The organism is Novosphingobium sp. MD-1, assembly GCF_001014975.1.
GTDB lineage: Bacteria > Pseudomonadota > Alphaproteobacteria > Sphingomonadales > Sphingomonadaceae > Novosphingobium.
In genome coordinates this window covers 143,212-156,977 of record NZ_BBXA01000029.1, presented here as the reverse complement: position 1 = coordinate 156,977, position 13,766 = coordinate 143,212, and the positions used below count along the sequence as shown (strand labels likewise).

The following is a 13,766-nucleotide window of genomic DNA, read 5'->3' as shown; positions in this document are numbered from 1 at the left end:
TATAGAGCCCGATCGGACGATTTCTGCCCACTCTCCAGGAAAATAGTCGTGGCTTCACGTCTTTGAACGCCCTTCGATGCCAGACAGCCCCTGCCGGCGGCCTCGCCCAGCGAGACCGTCAGGTATAGGAAGGCGCCGCGACAGCACCCAGCAGTGGAACCTTCAGCGACTTGAGGTCTTCTGGCCCCCGGACGCGGCGATAAAGCAGCTCGATCACCAGGCTGATCAACACCCCCAACCCGAGCCCAAGACCAAGCGATCCGAGAATGATCACGATCGAGGCCGGCGGATCCGAGGCACGCGGAGGCACAGCGCTATCCAGCAGGGTGATCCCCGATTCCTTGGATGCCGCCTGTTGCCTGCGATCGGCCGCGCGCGCTGCCATCTTGGCATATTGATCGCGCAGCACACTGACATCGGCCTGCAACCGCTTGGCTTCTTCCACCTTGTCGCGCTGCGCCAGCACCTTTGCCCGCGCAGCCGCGACATCGCCGCCGCCGCCGCCGATGACGACCGGTGCCGAACCGCCGCCGCCCGCCCGCGCCGTGGCGGCAACCGTCGCGCGTTGCTGCCTCAGCTCCTGAAGAACCGGATGGTTCGGCCCAAGCGAGGCTGATGCGGCAGCGATCTTTGCGTCGATCGCGGCGAGCTGACCTGCCGCAGGATTTCCACCCCCGCCACCGCTCACAACCGATGCGGGCGGCGGCGCCTGCCCCGAAAGGGCCTGCAGCCGCGCAGCGTCCGCGTCCACGTCCTTATCGAGAAGGACGATGTTGTTGGCGCGTTCGAACGCAGTCTTCAGCTGTTCGGCCCCGGCAAGCTTGTTGCGCACCTCGCCGAGCTGGCGTTCGAACCACTGCGCATCCTCGGCCGCTTCCGCACGGCGGGAAGCGAGAGATTCCTCGGAATAGGCATTACGCACAACATCGGCCATCTTGGCCGCCGTCTCCGGATCGCCCGCGGAATAGCCGATCACCAGCACGTTCGTGCCTTCGATGTTGTAAGCCTTGATCCCATCGGAAACCTGCTCCGCCAGCCAGCGGCGGAAATCGACGCCTCGCTTGTCGCTCGCCTCGTAATCCTCGCGCAGCGCGGGTGACTTGGTCCAGCCGAGACTATCGACCACGCGCCCCGTCACCCGATAGTCGCGGATCAATTCCGTCTGCGTGGGAACATAGGCGCGCGCAAAACTGCTGGAGATAACGTCGCCCGTGATGGGATCGGGCTTGAGCACATCAAGCATCACACGGGATTCGGCAGTGTAGGTCTTGGGCCGCAGCAACGCGACCATGCTGCCCGCAAGGAGGCAGGCGGCTGTCGCTATAACGATTGTCCATCGCCAGACCCAAAGGATGCGAAGAAACTGCTGGAGGCTCATGATCCCGATCCATCGATAGACTTTGCCGCAACCGGATGCACGCCGCCGCAGCTTCACTGTGCACCCTAATTGAGCAATCTGGCGCTAGCAAGCGCAACAACGCAGCTGCGAAATCACAAGTTGGGACACTTACCTCACCCCAGCTTCGGCGCCACCAGCATCCCCGGCTCATTGCCACCAAAGCCGCCGCGATTGTCGTAGAGCAGGCTGCCGGGCGGCGTGGTGCCGCTGCCGGGCGCGCCGGTCACGTAGAGCACGTTGGATTCGGCGCCGGTCACCCAGGTGCCGGAAAGCTTGACCAGTTCCACCGCCTGCCCGTCGCCCCGGATGCGCGCGATCGTCGTCGCGTCGTTGGCAATCAGCGTGCCGCCGACATACCACTGGTCGAGCGCATTGGCGTTGCCGCCGCTTGCCACCGCCAGCGAAAGACCCGAACCGATCGTGGCCAGCGGCACCGTCAGCACCGTGCCATCTCCGCTGCGGTCGGCCGCGCCCGTGCGGAACTTGGCTTCGGGCACCAGCGTGCCCGCCAGCAAGCCGGAAAGGTAGGCCCCCATGCGCCGGCCGATGCGCTTGCCCGATGCATCGCCGAACGTCTCGTGCGGGCTCGATGCCGCATCCAGCACGACATCGTAGTAGTGCCCGCCGCGCCGCACCCACGCGCGCGTCGAAGCCCACATATCCTCGGCAAACTGGCGCGCGTTGTCCACCAGCGCGGCGGTGTTGTTGGTATCGCGGCCCTTGGCGCAGACCATCATCGGCGCATTGGCGACGCCGCTGTCCAGCCCGGCGCGCTGATAGCCGATCAGCAGGAGCCGCATCATCTCATACTTCGCCGCGATCGATGCGCGCGCACTCGCCCCGCCGCCCGCATCGCTCATGTTGGCGGTGGTCCACCACAACAGGCCCAGCGTCCAGCCAAAGCGCAGGCCCAGCGTGGCCACGTCGTCGTCGGCCTCGATCACGCCATAGCCGTTGATGTTCGCCGTCTTGTTCGCCGCGCTCGAATCGAGCGTGTCCGATTTCGGCTGCCAGATCATCGTGCCGGAGGTGCTGGCCGGCGTGGACGGGAACGTGAGGCTGATCGATGCCTTGCCGTTCGCCGTGCCGGCCACATAGGTGATCGTGCCGGTGATCCCGCCGGGGCCGGAAAGCGTACCGGCGCTGTCACTGACTTTGGTGTCGGTGATGACCACGCCACCGCCCAGGTCCAGGCTGAACGTGCCGGGCCGCACCTGGTGGATGAAGTTGCCCGACACATAGAGCGCGTTGGCATCGGTCGCGCCCAGCGCGGCGGCGAACTTCGATCGCACCGTGGCATCGGCAAGCTGGATCGTGGCGGTATAGGGACCGGTGCCGCTGCCGGCGAGCGCCAGCGCCTGCGAAAACGGCACGCGATCGAACACATGCTGGTCCACCGTCGTGCCCGATCGCGCCAGGTTCACGAACATCACGCTGACGCCGCGATCCGCGATGATGCGCGCGGCGATCTCGTGCACGCCATCGGCCCACACGCCGCGCCCGATCATCCGGTCGGGCCGCGCCTTCGCGCCGATCGCGCGGCGGGGCGCGTTCGCGTTGCTGGCCCGGCCGGCAAGGTCCATCACGCTGGCCCAGCGCGCGCCGGCACCTTCCGGCCCCTGCGTTGCCGAAAGGCCGGAATTGGCGCCGGCCACGGGCGTCAGGTCGGACGAGCTGGTCCAGGTTGCCGAATAGAGGATGTTGAGTTCGGATTGGCCGCAGGTCGGGATCACCACGCCCACGTCCATCGCATCCATCTCGTGATGGCAGTCGGTCACGTCGGCCACATTGCCCGCGCTGCGGTAGAACGGACGGGCCACGGCGCTGTCGATCGACGCCACGAAGCGCCCGCTTCCATCCGCCGTGGCGCGCACCTGGGCGCTGGTCGATCCGTCCAGATACCGCAGGAAGCAGGCGACCGTGGCGCCCGGCGCGGTCGATCCTTCGAACCACACCTTGCCCGATGCCGCGCCGACCGCCATCGGGAACACCCACCACGGCCCGAGCCGGTCGAGCCGCACGCCGGCCGTCCTGAACCCGCGCACCGCTCGCAGGCCAATCGCGCCGGAAAGCACGGTGGCGTCGCTGCCGGTGGCCGATGCCAGCGTGCCGCCCGATTGCGCGGCGTAGTCCAGCAGGTTGCGCCAGGCCACCGTAGCGCCGCACGCGGCGGCAAGGCCGGTCAACGATCCGCCGGTAACCACCGCCTGCGCCTGCGCCACGCTGGGCGCGGTGCCGCCGTGCATGGCAACGAACTCGCCGAAGTCCCCGCCCCAGCCAGCGCGATCGGCGCCGGTCGATGCCGCGCCCAGCGCGCCCAGCAGGTTGAACAGCGGGGCGGAAGGGCGAGTGCCGGTGATAGCGGTCGCCCCCGTGGCGGATTGGGCCGTGCCCGTCGCCATGTCGACAAAGGTGATGAACGGGTAATCCAAACCGGCGCTGGCCTTGATGCCCAGCACGCACAGGTATTCGGTATCGGACGCCAGCTGGATGCCGGCCAGGTCCGCGCCCACCGTGGTCTGCGGCCACCACTGCCACGACGTGCCCTGCCGGCGCGGGCTGATCCGCCCGGCGTTCGTCGCATCGAGCGCCTGCCCGGAGGAATTCGACCCGGCAAGGATCGCGCAGGACTTCATCGACAACGCCCCGCCAGACCCGCCCGAACCGGTCTGCCCGGCAACGCCCAGCAAGGTTTCCGAGCGGACGCCGGACGTTCCCGCCGCCGCCGTCCGCACGAAGAACGCATAGGCGAAATCGGTGCCCGCCGCCGGCATGTTCGGGATCGGCGCATTGATCGCCCGCGCGTAAACGCTGCCCAGCACCGGCGCGCCATTGGCCTGCGTGGCGGCGTTGGTACCGGAAAAGCCCTGATGGCTGTTCTCGATGCCAAAACGCGCGCCGCCTGTGACTGCGGCGGTAAAGGCAATATTCGAAGGGGCGCGGCGCGGCGCGTTGCCGAAGGCGGGTCGATTGCCACCCAGCAGATCCACGAACATGATCAGGCCTCGCCAACGATGTTGGAGGCGGTGGTGCCGGTTGCGCGTATGAACAGCGGGCGGACATTCAGATAAACGCCGTCCGCCACATTTCGATAGACCACATCCGCCTGCCCATCGACGCCGCGCAGCGTAACGTTGCCGCCCGTGCCCACGAAGATGCGCTTCGGCACGATCGCAAGCGGCGAGGCGTCGCTGGGCGAAATGGAAAAGGGCGCGCGGGATGGCGCAAAAACGGCGTCAGCATTGGCCTGGAACGGATCTGCCATGAAAGTCTCCAGTTTGCGGCGTAAACGTTCGCTGCTTGCAAAGCCGATTGCGCCGCAACGCTGCGCGGCCTTCGGCTTTTCAGATACGATTGGTGGCTATGCACGCAGGACAAATGTTCACTATTTGTTCTTACGTCGATCGCAACAATGTAGGAAAGAAAAAACTTTGCTACCTTATGCGAGCAGGGTCCGGCGTTCGCGCCATTTTCGCGCAAAACGCTTGCCGGCCGCTATTCCAGGGCGTTCAATGAGCAGGTGCGCAATCGCACTCAGCACCACTGTAACAGCGCTTGCGGTCATCAATACGATAGGAATTGAGAAGTCGCCAGAAATATCGGGACGGAAAAATGTAAAAATGGAATACAAAACTATCCCGTGAATGAGATATATGCCGAACGATATTTCGCCGAGGACAATAGACCCTCGCCAGGAAAAAATACCACCAAAACTGTTTCCAGAACAAATGGCGATAAACAGAACGCCATATATTAACAATTGCGGCAAATTATGCGGCTCATAAAAATAAATTGCCGATATAATTACAAGAGATAATAATATCGCTGAAGATATATGACCACTCAAAAGCCTTACAACACCTGAAAAACTTCTTACCTCTATCGCAAGCATTCCAAATGCGAAAAGGGGAAGATAAAAAATTATGGCGGGATGATTTACATATACTCTCAATAGAATACCGATCAAAAACAGAGCGACTGGCAAAACCCAAGATGGAACAAAATTTTTCGTCATATCTCTAAATATTGCCATGATCGGTATTATAAGAATGTAAAAAACCCACTCAAACCAAAGAGACCAAAGCACCTTGGCGTTAATAAACCCAGCATCTTCGTAATTTAAGAGCGGCGGCTCGGCGTAACCTGTCAACCACATCGCGATGTTTTTAGCTTCCACACGCCATGAAATTGGCGCGTCTTTGCCCATAAAATGCCATGCAATAATAATTGCTGCCGATATGGTCACAACCTGCAATGGCAAGATACGAAAAAGCCGCGATAAATAAAGAGATTTCCAGTCTATGGACGAAAATCCATCTCGAATACGCGGGTAAAAAACCGCACCCGTTGTCATAAAAAAGAGCGCCACACCGATGGGGCCGAGATTATGCAGCAACAGGCTCGAATTTTTCGCCCAACCGCCGCCTGAGTTGATCCGGTTGATCCAAATATCGAAGTGATGGATCATGACGACCAGGGCGAGGTAGCCGCGCAGACCGTCCAGGCACCCTATACGCCCACGACCGGTCGGAAGCGGAAAACCGCATATCGCCAGAACTTCGCCCAAGGCGAACGCGACGACCAGCGCCAGAACAACGGCAATCAGCATTGTGGCATCATCCGCCGATCAACCCGCGCCAGCCGTTTCCAATTCATTCGCCAGCCCCGTCTTCCACCACCCGCGCCGGGTTGCCGATGACCGTCACGCCATCGGGCACGTCGCGGTTGACCAGCGCGCCCGCCATGACGGTGCTGCCCTTCCCCACCGTAATGCCCGGCAAGACGATGGCGCGAGGGCCGAGAACGGCGCCCTCGCAGATGCGGGTATCGGTGAAAAGCCCGCGCGTCACGTCATGGGTCAGCAGCACCGCTTCCTCGTCTATCACGACGTCGGCTTCGATATGCACGCCCTTGGGCCATGTACGATCGATGAGCGCGGTCGGCGCGATGCGCGCCGATGGATGGATATCCATGCCCCACACCCGTGTCTGGACGAAACGCTGCCAGCTGCGCTTGAACACCCGCTTCCCCCCTGCCTGGGCCCGCGCCGGTGATAAGGGCTCTCCCCAGCCAATGCAATCCGGGTTACAGGCCTGAATCTATGGCGTTGAAATCGATCAATCAGCTCTACAAGGTCCGGATGGCGCTGCTTGGCGCCCGGCGCTGGTGGCTGGCCGTCCGCCACGGCGTTTCCATGCACTCCACATCGTCCATATCCCTGTCGGGCCGGGTGATATCGGGCGGCCGCAACAGCATTGTCGTCGGCCGCGATACGCTGATCGCGTTCAAGACGCTGCTGATCGCGCGCGACCAGGCCGGCGTGACGCGGCCGATACATATCGGCGACCGGTGCTTCATCGGCGGCGGATCAACCGTGATGCCGGGCGTGCGGATCGGCGATGGCACGATCATCGGCTCGGGATCTGTCGTGTTCGATGACATACCGCCACGCTGCATCGCGGCCGGCAATCCCGCGCGCGTGATCCGGCACGATGTCGAGGTCGGCCGGCGCGGGCTGCTGAAAGGCACGGAGAACTGGCCGGACGAAATGCTGTGACCGCGCCGGCGCATCCCGACGTTACCATCGCGATCGCCTGCTACAATCAGGCTCATTTCCTGGCCGAAGCGATCCAGTCGGCGCTTTCCCAGTCGCTGAGGCCCGAAGCGGTCATCGTCGTTGATGACGGATCGGTCGACAACACCGCTGAAGTGGCCGGCGCATGGGCCGGTGTGCGCTATCACCACCAGGCCAACGCCGGCCTGTCAGCCGCCCGCAATACCGGACTTGCGCTGGCCCGCACGCGCTTGGTGCTGTTCCTCGATGCCGATGACCGGTTGACGCCCGATGCTTTGAGAAACGCGGTCGGCCGTTTCGAAGACTGCCCCGATGCCGCTTTCGTCTATGGCGGGTATCGCGAGATCACCGAAGACGGCCAGCCCATAGGAGATCATGCGCCGCACGTACCCGCGGACGCGTTCCGCGCGCTGCTGCGGAACAACTTCATCGGCATGCACGGCACCGTGCTTTACGATACGGAACGACTGCGCGCGATCGGCGGCTTCGACACGCATTTGACCGCCTGCGAGGACTGGGACGTCTATCTGCGGCTGGCCCGCCGGCACCCCATCGCGGCCTATCCTGCGATCGGCGCCGAATATCGCCGGCACGGCGCGGGCATGTCGCTTGACGTGCGCCGCATGGCCGCGATGACGGAGCTGGTCATGGCGCGCCAGCGGGAACTTGGCCTCGATGCGGAAGGATCGCGCGCAGCCCTCAGCGGCATTGCCTTCGCCCGGCGCTGGCGGTCGCAACGCCTGATCGGCGTCATGCGCTCCACCCCGCGTCGCGCTCTCGGGATTGCGTGGACGGGATGGCGGAACGACGCGCTTTTTCCGCTGCGGCTGGTCGCGGCCGCGCTGCGTTCCCTGCGACGCTAGGGATCAGGCGGCGGCGCGGGTGGCGCGAACCGCAACGATCACCGGATAGCACGGGTCCCGCACCCGCAACTTGGCGATCGGGACCTCTTCCAGCGCGGCCCCCTGGAGAAAGGCGCAGGCCGCAAACACGTTACCGTGCACTTCCACGGTAACGTTGCCATCGCCGAACACCTCGCCAAACAGCCTCGTCGCCGATTGCCCCGTCAGCGACCAGTACCATCCGGCACCCCAGTCGTACCGATCGATCGACGTGATGCCGGGCACTGTCAGCAGCAGCGTGCCGCCCGGCCGCAACGCCCGATGCAGCGCCCTGACGCCAGCGCCCATGTCCCAGATCAGATGCAGCGTCTGCGTGATGACCGCGCAATCGAACGCCGCCTCGGGAAGGACTGCGGGATCGGAAAGATCGCCGACAATGGTGGCCGCGGGATTTCCGGCATCGATGTGCAGGACATCACGATGGCTTGTCCGCGCGCCGCCAAGCCGTGCGGTGTAGCTGTCGTCGCCGATTTCCAGCGTCCGGCCTTGCACCGCGTCCGCGTTGCGGGTCAGAAAATCTTCGATGTAGAATCGATCGATCGGCGTGCCGCGATCGAACCCGAACCGATCGCTGATCGGCACGGTCGCGCCCGCTTCCCCCCAGAATATGGGCAGGCCCGTCCGACGGCGCAACTTGTCGATCGCGCGCCACATCGCCGACCGGCGCAATGGCCCAGGTTGCGGCGCGTCCGTCACGCGGCCCCCAGTTCACCGCCGAGGTCCGGCGACATTTCCATCCGCTGATAGAAATCCAGGCCGCGCAACGGCCCTGCCTCGGTGATCCTCCCCGCATCTATCACGATGCCATCCGCGCAAGCGTTCAGCGTGCTGCGACGATGGCTGATCACCACGGCCATGCCGAACCGGCGATGTTCGGTCAGCAAGGTAATGATCGTATGCTCGGAAAGGCCGTCCACCGCGTTGGTGGCCTCGTCCAGGATCAAAAGGTCAGGGCGGCGCGCCAGCGCCCGCGCGAGGCCCACGCGCTGGCGTTGCCCGCCGGAAAGGTTCGATCCGAACGCGTTGATCCGGGCGTCGTAGCCACCCATGGCCATGATGAAATCATGCGCGTCGGCAAGCCGCGCGGCCTCCTCGATATCGGCGCGCGTCACGCCACCAGCGCCGAAGGCGATGTTTTCGGCGACGGTGCCTTCGATCAGGTCGATGTCCTGCCCCGCCAGCGCGATCCGTGACCGCCAGTCGTTGGGATGATAAGCGCGAATGGGCGTATCACCGTGCACGATCTCGCCCGCGTCAGGCTCGATCAACCGTGTCAGGAGGTTTATCAGCGTCGATTTTCCGGCGCCGGACCGTCCGATCAAGGCCGTCGCGCGGCCCGGACGGATCACGAAATCGGCCGCTATGATCGCCGGCTTGTCATCGTCCGGATAGCAATAGCTCAATGACTTGAAGTGCAGCGCCTGATCGATCTTTGCCAGCGGTTGGTGTTGCGTGCCCGGCACCACATCGTCGGGCTGGCCCAGCAACCATTCCGTATTGCGGATCGATCCCGATAGCGCCGCAAGATCCAGTACGCCTTCGGTAACACCCAGGATCTGCGGCTGCAGGCGGTATTGCAAGGCGAGGAACGCGATGATCTCTGGCAAGGTCATCCCTATCCGCTGCGCAACGACCAGGACGACGATGAACAAGGTCGCCTGCACGATCTCCATGACCGGCCCGAAGACCGATCCGAGCTTTTCGTTTTCGAACAGGGTCTTGCGCACATTCTCCGATGCATCGTGGAAACGATCGTACATTCGGTCCTGCTGGCCGAACAAACGCAGCATCCGCGCGAAATCGATCGTCGCCAGCATCTGTTCGCCGAGGCGCTCGTTCGCCTGGCTGACCTTCTCGCTCAATCGCTCCAGCCGACCGGCCAGCGATTGCTGCATCAGCCGGGCGATAACCGCACCGACCAGAACGATCAGGAAAAGCCGCCAGCTGGTGTAGATCGCCAGCGCGCCCAGCACGATCGTGGCCGCCAAAGCGCCTGCGATCGCGTAGATCGCCTGGATTGCCTGGCCCGTCCGCCAGGAATCGTTGCCGATAATATTGACCAGCTTGGGATATTCTTGAACGATAAAGAACTTATACGGCGCGTTGAGCAGTTTGCGCGCTATGGCATTGCGAACGTCTGCCTGTGCGAACCCGTCTATCCGGGAAATCACCAGCCAGCCCAGGGTGACGACAACCGCCTTCACCATGAGCAGTCCGAGCATCGCGATGCCGATCGCTTCGATCGCATGGCCGGGATAGGCGGCGTTCGCTCGCTCGACGATCCAATCGAGCACGCCGCCGAACTCGCCTTCGGCGTCGCCGCGGCCATGCATCATCACCGTCAGCAACGGGATAATGAGGCCGATGCTCGCGCCCTCGAACGCCGTTGAGACAAGCATCACCAGCACGACAAAAGGCAGCGCAAGAACGTACTTGCGCTCTATTTCGGCCAAAGGCCTGTCTTTTCCCCTGCCCCCGATCCTGAAAATCGCCTGAGCTACTGCGTCGATGTCGATCAAGCTTCCCCCGCTCGATTGCCTGTCAGGCCACATAGCATGCTATTGGGTAAATATAGCGTTCGCGTCCAATGTATTTATTCACCTTCCCAATGGATTGCGAGCGCGAAGGCAGCCCCGAACTTACAATCAGGTAGCAAAATACCTTGACCGCGCGTCGAACGGTCCGGCGATGGCGCTTCACGCGATCTTAACCTCGATAATTCATTGCGTTGGCAAGCTCGTCCATCTCCGTCATGCATTTCGAGGAACAGTTCCCGTGAAAACGTCCAGCACCGGCGAACTCCGCGAGGCCATCGGTTCCCTGCGCGGCGCGTTCTTCGTGGTCGCCCTGCTCAGTGGCGCATTGAACGTGCTGCTGCTCGGCGGCTCGATCTACATGATGCTGGTGTACGATTCGGTTCTGCCAAGCCGCAGCGTCCCCACGCTAGTCGGGTTGCTGGTGATGGTGCTGACGGTCTACGGCTTTCAGGGCATTTTCGACGCGTTTCGGTCGCGCCTTCTCAACGACATCGCGATTTCCTTCGACCAGCGCCTGAGCTCAAGGGTCCAGGATGCCGCGTTCACGGCGCGGCGCGGGGCCTTCACCGGCGCGACGCAATCATCCAACGCCACCCGCGATCTCGATACGGTGCGGGCCTTCCTTTCCGGGCCAGGGCCGGCCGCGTTCATCGACGCGCCATGGATGATCTTCTTCCTCGCGATCCTGGCAGTATTGCACATCTGGCTGGCGGCCACGGCGCTTGCCGGCGCATGCATCATGGCTTTCCTGACATTCCTGACCTACCGCGCCAGCGCCCGGCCGATCCATGAAAGCGTTCAGGTCGGCGTCGTGCGCCAGACGCTCGGGGAAGAGCGTTTCCGCCATGCGGAAACGATTTACACGCTGGGCATGGAGCAAAACCTGCGCAACCGGTGGGACAAGGCCAACCAGGCTTTCCTTGCCACGCAGGATCGCGTTGCCCGAGCGACGAATTTCTACGGTGGCCTCAGCCGCGTGTTCCGCATCACGCTGCAATCGCTGATTCTCACGGTGGGCGCCGTCCTGGTCATCAGCGATCGGGCGAGCGGCGGGGTGATCTTCGCCAGTTCGATCCTGTCCGCGCGTGCCCTGGCGCCGATCGACCAGATCATTGGCCAATGGCGCAGCTTTGCAGGCGCGCGGGAAGGCTGGAAGCGGCTTGACGGGCTATTGTCCACCGTCCCGCCCGCCACGGTAGCCACAACGCGCCTGCCGCGTCCCCAGACCAGCCTCACCATGGAAAGCGTCGCCGTCGGCCCTCCCGGTTCCGAGCGGATCACCGCGCACGGTGCCTCCTTCGTGCTGGAGGCCGGCGATGTGCTGGGGATTATCGGCGCAAGCGGATCGGGCAAGAGTTCCATCGCGCGGGCCATCGCCGGCGCCTGGCCCCTGTCGCGCGGCGCTGTCCGTCTTGATGGCGCGGCCCTGGAGCAATACGATCCCCAGGAACGCGGGCGTTTCCTTGGGTACTTGCCCCAAACGGTGGAGCTGCTGAGCGGCACCGTAGGCGAGAACATCTCACGCTTCTCATCGCAGCATGATTCCGCCGCGATCGTCGCCGCGGCGAGGCAGGCCGGCGTGCACGACCTCATCGTCTCGCTGCCCATGGGCTATGAAACACCCGTGGGCGCGGATGGCGAGCAGCTTTCCGGCGGCCAGCGGCAACGCATCGCCCTGGCGCGCGCGCTTTATGGCGACCCGTTTGTAGTGGTGCTAGACGAACCCAACTCGAACCTGGACGAAGACGGCGAGGTATCGCTCGACGCTGCCATCCAGACCGTGCGCGATCGCGGCGGCATCGTCGTCATCGTTACGCACCGAGGCCAGGCCATCCGGCGCGCCAGCAAACTACTCTACATGGCCGATGGCGTTGCCAGCCTGTTTGGTCCGCGGGAATCGGTGCTTTCCGTCCTCCGGAACAGCAAGGCCATACCCGCCGGTGAAAATGGCGCAAAACGGCGTGGCATCAAGCGCGACATGGAAGCCGCATGACACATCAAGTCATCCTTGCACCGACGTACGGCAACATCGCCCTGTGGCGGGACCCGGTGGATATCGCGGCACGGCTTGATCGCACACGGCGCATGGCCATCGCCGGACTCATCGTGTTCGTTACGGCGATGGTGGCGATATCCACCGTGGTTCCCGCGGGCGGCGCGGTCGTCGGACAGGGGCAGCTGGGTGTCGAGAGCCGTGTGAAGCAAGTCACCCATCCTACCGGCGGCGTGATCAAATCGATCCTTGTCCACGATGGCCAGCAGGTGGCGAAGGGCCAGCTGATGATCCAGCTGGACAGCGAAGTCTCAGGCCTGAGCGCCAGCCTCGCCGGACAAACGGTCGAACAGCTGCTGGCGCAACGCGCCCGGCTGATGGCCGAACGCGAAAACGCGCCCGCCATTTCCTTTCCCGATGATCTCGTCCGGGCCAACACGCCCTCCGCGCGGGAAGCGATGGCATCCGAACAGCGCCTGTTCGATTTGCGCCGGACAGAGCGCGCCAACATGCGGAGCCAGCTTGGCCAGCGCATCGTGCAATTCGAACAGCAGATCGCCAGCTATCGCGCGCAGATCGTTTCCCTCGATCGCCAGCGGATCTTGATCGAGCCGGAACGCAAGGGCGTGAAGGATCTTTGGGGCAAGGGCCTGGTCACGATCAACCGCCTCAATCAGCTAGAGCGATCCGCCGTCGATCTCGACGGGTCGATCGCGTCGATCGATGGCAACATCGCACAAACGCGGGCGCGGATCAGTGAAGCGCGCGAGCAGATGCTCGCCGTGGACCAGAATGCCCGCGCCGATGCCGGCAAGGAACTGGCCCAGGTCAACGCCACGTTGAACGACCAGCAGGCGAAAAGCGTATCCGCGTCCGATGCGTTTTCCCGCACGGAAATCCGGGCGCCTTACGCGGGCACGGTCGACAAGCTCGCCTTTGCGACCGTGGGCGGCGTCATCTCGCCGGCCCAGACGATCATGGAAATCGTGCCGCAAAACGAACGCCTGCTCGTCGAAGCGTCGATAAATCCGGCAGATATCGGCAAGGTTCGCACCGGGCAGCCAGCCCGCGTTCGGCTATCCGCGTTCAGCGCGCCCACCACGCCGGAAATTCCCGGAACCGTGGTCTTCGTCTCGCCCGAACGCACTACCGATGCCAATACCGGCGCCAGCTATTTCCGGGTCCACGTCCGCCTGGACGAGGCCGTTCTCAAGAAAGAGCGGATGACCCTGAAACCGGGAATGCCGGCCGAAATCTTCGTCAGCTCCGGCGAAAGGACACTGATGTCCTACATCCTGAAACCGCTGCGCGATCAATTCGCACGCGCGTTCCGGAATTAGGGTCATCGTGTAATCGCGGC

The 13,766-nt window shown here is 63.5% G+C and carries 11 protein-coding genes; 4 read left to right on the top strand and 7 right to left on the bottom strand.

Features of this window, described 5'->3' with window-relative positions:
- Window positions 1-118: 118 nt before the first annotated feature.
- The 5 genes from NMD1_RS12295 to NMD1_RS12275 all read right to left on the bottom strand — a co-directional run bounded on the left by NMD1_RS12295 (window position 119) and on the right by NMD1_RS12275 (window position 6,420).
- Window positions 119-1,378, bottom strand: a complete 1,260-nt coding sequence (locus NMD1_RS12295) for a Wzz/FepE/Etk N-terminal domain-containing protein (protein ID WP_158453955.1) — start codon at window positions 1,376-1,378, stop codon at window positions 119-121.
- 134 nt (window positions 1,379-1,512) lie between these two features.
- On the bottom strand, window positions 1,513-4,395 hold the full coding sequence (locus NMD1_RS12290) for a hypothetical protein (RefSeq protein WP_125954966.1): 2,883 nt from the start codon (window positions 4,393-4,395) through the stop codon (window positions 1,513-1,515).
- Between the two features lie 2 nt (window positions 4,396-4,397).
- Complete coding sequence (locus NMD1_RS12285) at window positions 4,398-4,664, bottom strand: hypothetical protein (RefSeq protein WP_125954965.1); 267 nt, start codon at window positions 4,662-4,664, stop codon at window positions 4,398-4,400.
- A gap of 174 nt (window positions 4,665-4,838) precedes the next feature.
- Complete coding sequence (locus NMD1_RS12280; RefSeq protein WP_125954964.1) at window positions 4,839-6,008, bottom strand: acyltransferase; 1,170 nt, start codon at window positions 6,006-6,008, stop codon at window positions 4,839-4,841.
- A 43-nt stretch (window positions 6,009-6,051) separates the two neighbouring features.
- Window positions 6,052-6,420 carry an acyltransferase gene (locus NMD1_RS12275; RefSeq protein WP_125954963.1) on the bottom strand — a complete coding sequence of 123 codons (369 nt, stop codon included), beginning with the start codon at window positions 6,418-6,420 and terminating at the stop codon, window positions 6,052-6,054.
- A gap of 86 nt (window positions 6,421-6,506) precedes the next feature.
- Between NMD1_RS12275 and NMD1_RS12270 the strand changes: the two genes are divergently transcribed.
- Both NMD1_RS12270 and NMD1_RS12265 read left to right on the top strand, forming a co-directional pair.
- On the top strand, window positions 6,507-6,956 hold the full coding sequence (locus NMD1_RS12270; RefSeq protein ID WP_158453954.1) for a DapH/DapD/GlmU-related protein: 450 nt from the start codon (window positions 6,507-6,509) through the stop codon (window positions 6,954-6,956).
- The gene (locus NMD1_RS12265) at window positions 6,953-7,837 is read left to right on the top strand and encodes a glycosyltransferase (protein WP_158453953.1); all 885 of its coding nucleotides are present in this window, start codon (window positions 6,953-6,955) and stop codon (window positions 7,835-7,837) included. Before NMD1_RS12270 ends, NMD1_RS12265 begins: the two co-directional genes overlap by 4 nt.
- 3 nt (window positions 7,838-7,840) lie before the next feature.
- On the opposite strand, the gene NMD1_RS12260 is transcribed toward NMD1_RS12265, so the two are convergent.
- Window positions 7,841-8,572 (bottom strand): methyltransferase domain-containing protein, encoded by a 732-nt coding sequence (locus NMD1_RS12260; RefSeq protein ID WP_199558117.1) that lies wholly within the window; start codon window positions 8,570-8,572, stop codon window positions 7,841-7,843.
- Window positions 8,569-10,329 (bottom strand): ABC transporter ATP-binding protein, encoded by a 1,761-nt coding sequence (locus NMD1_RS12255; RefSeq protein ID WP_158453952.1) that lies wholly within the window; start codon window positions 10,327-10,329, stop codon window positions 8,569-8,571. Before NMD1_RS12255 ends, NMD1_RS12260 begins: the two co-directional genes overlap by 4 nt.
- A 235-nt stretch (window positions 10,330-10,564) precedes the next feature.
- Here NMD1_RS12255 and NMD1_RS12250 point away from each other — a divergent pair, with 235 nt between their 5' ends.
- A complete protein-coding gene (locus NMD1_RS12250) occupies window positions 10,565-12,406 on the top strand; it encodes a type I secretion system permease/ATPase (protein ID WP_233497581.1) in 1,842 nt (613 codons plus the stop codon).
- On the top strand, window positions 12,403-13,746 hold the full coding sequence (locus NMD1_RS12245) for an HlyD family type I secretion periplasmic adaptor subunit (RefSeq protein ID WP_125954958.1): 1,344 nt from the start codon (window positions 12,403-12,405) through the stop codon (window positions 13,744-13,746). The genes NMD1_RS12250 and NMD1_RS12245 overlap by 4 nt, the downstream gene beginning before the upstream one ends.
- Window positions 13,747-13,766 lie beyond the last annotated feature (20 nt).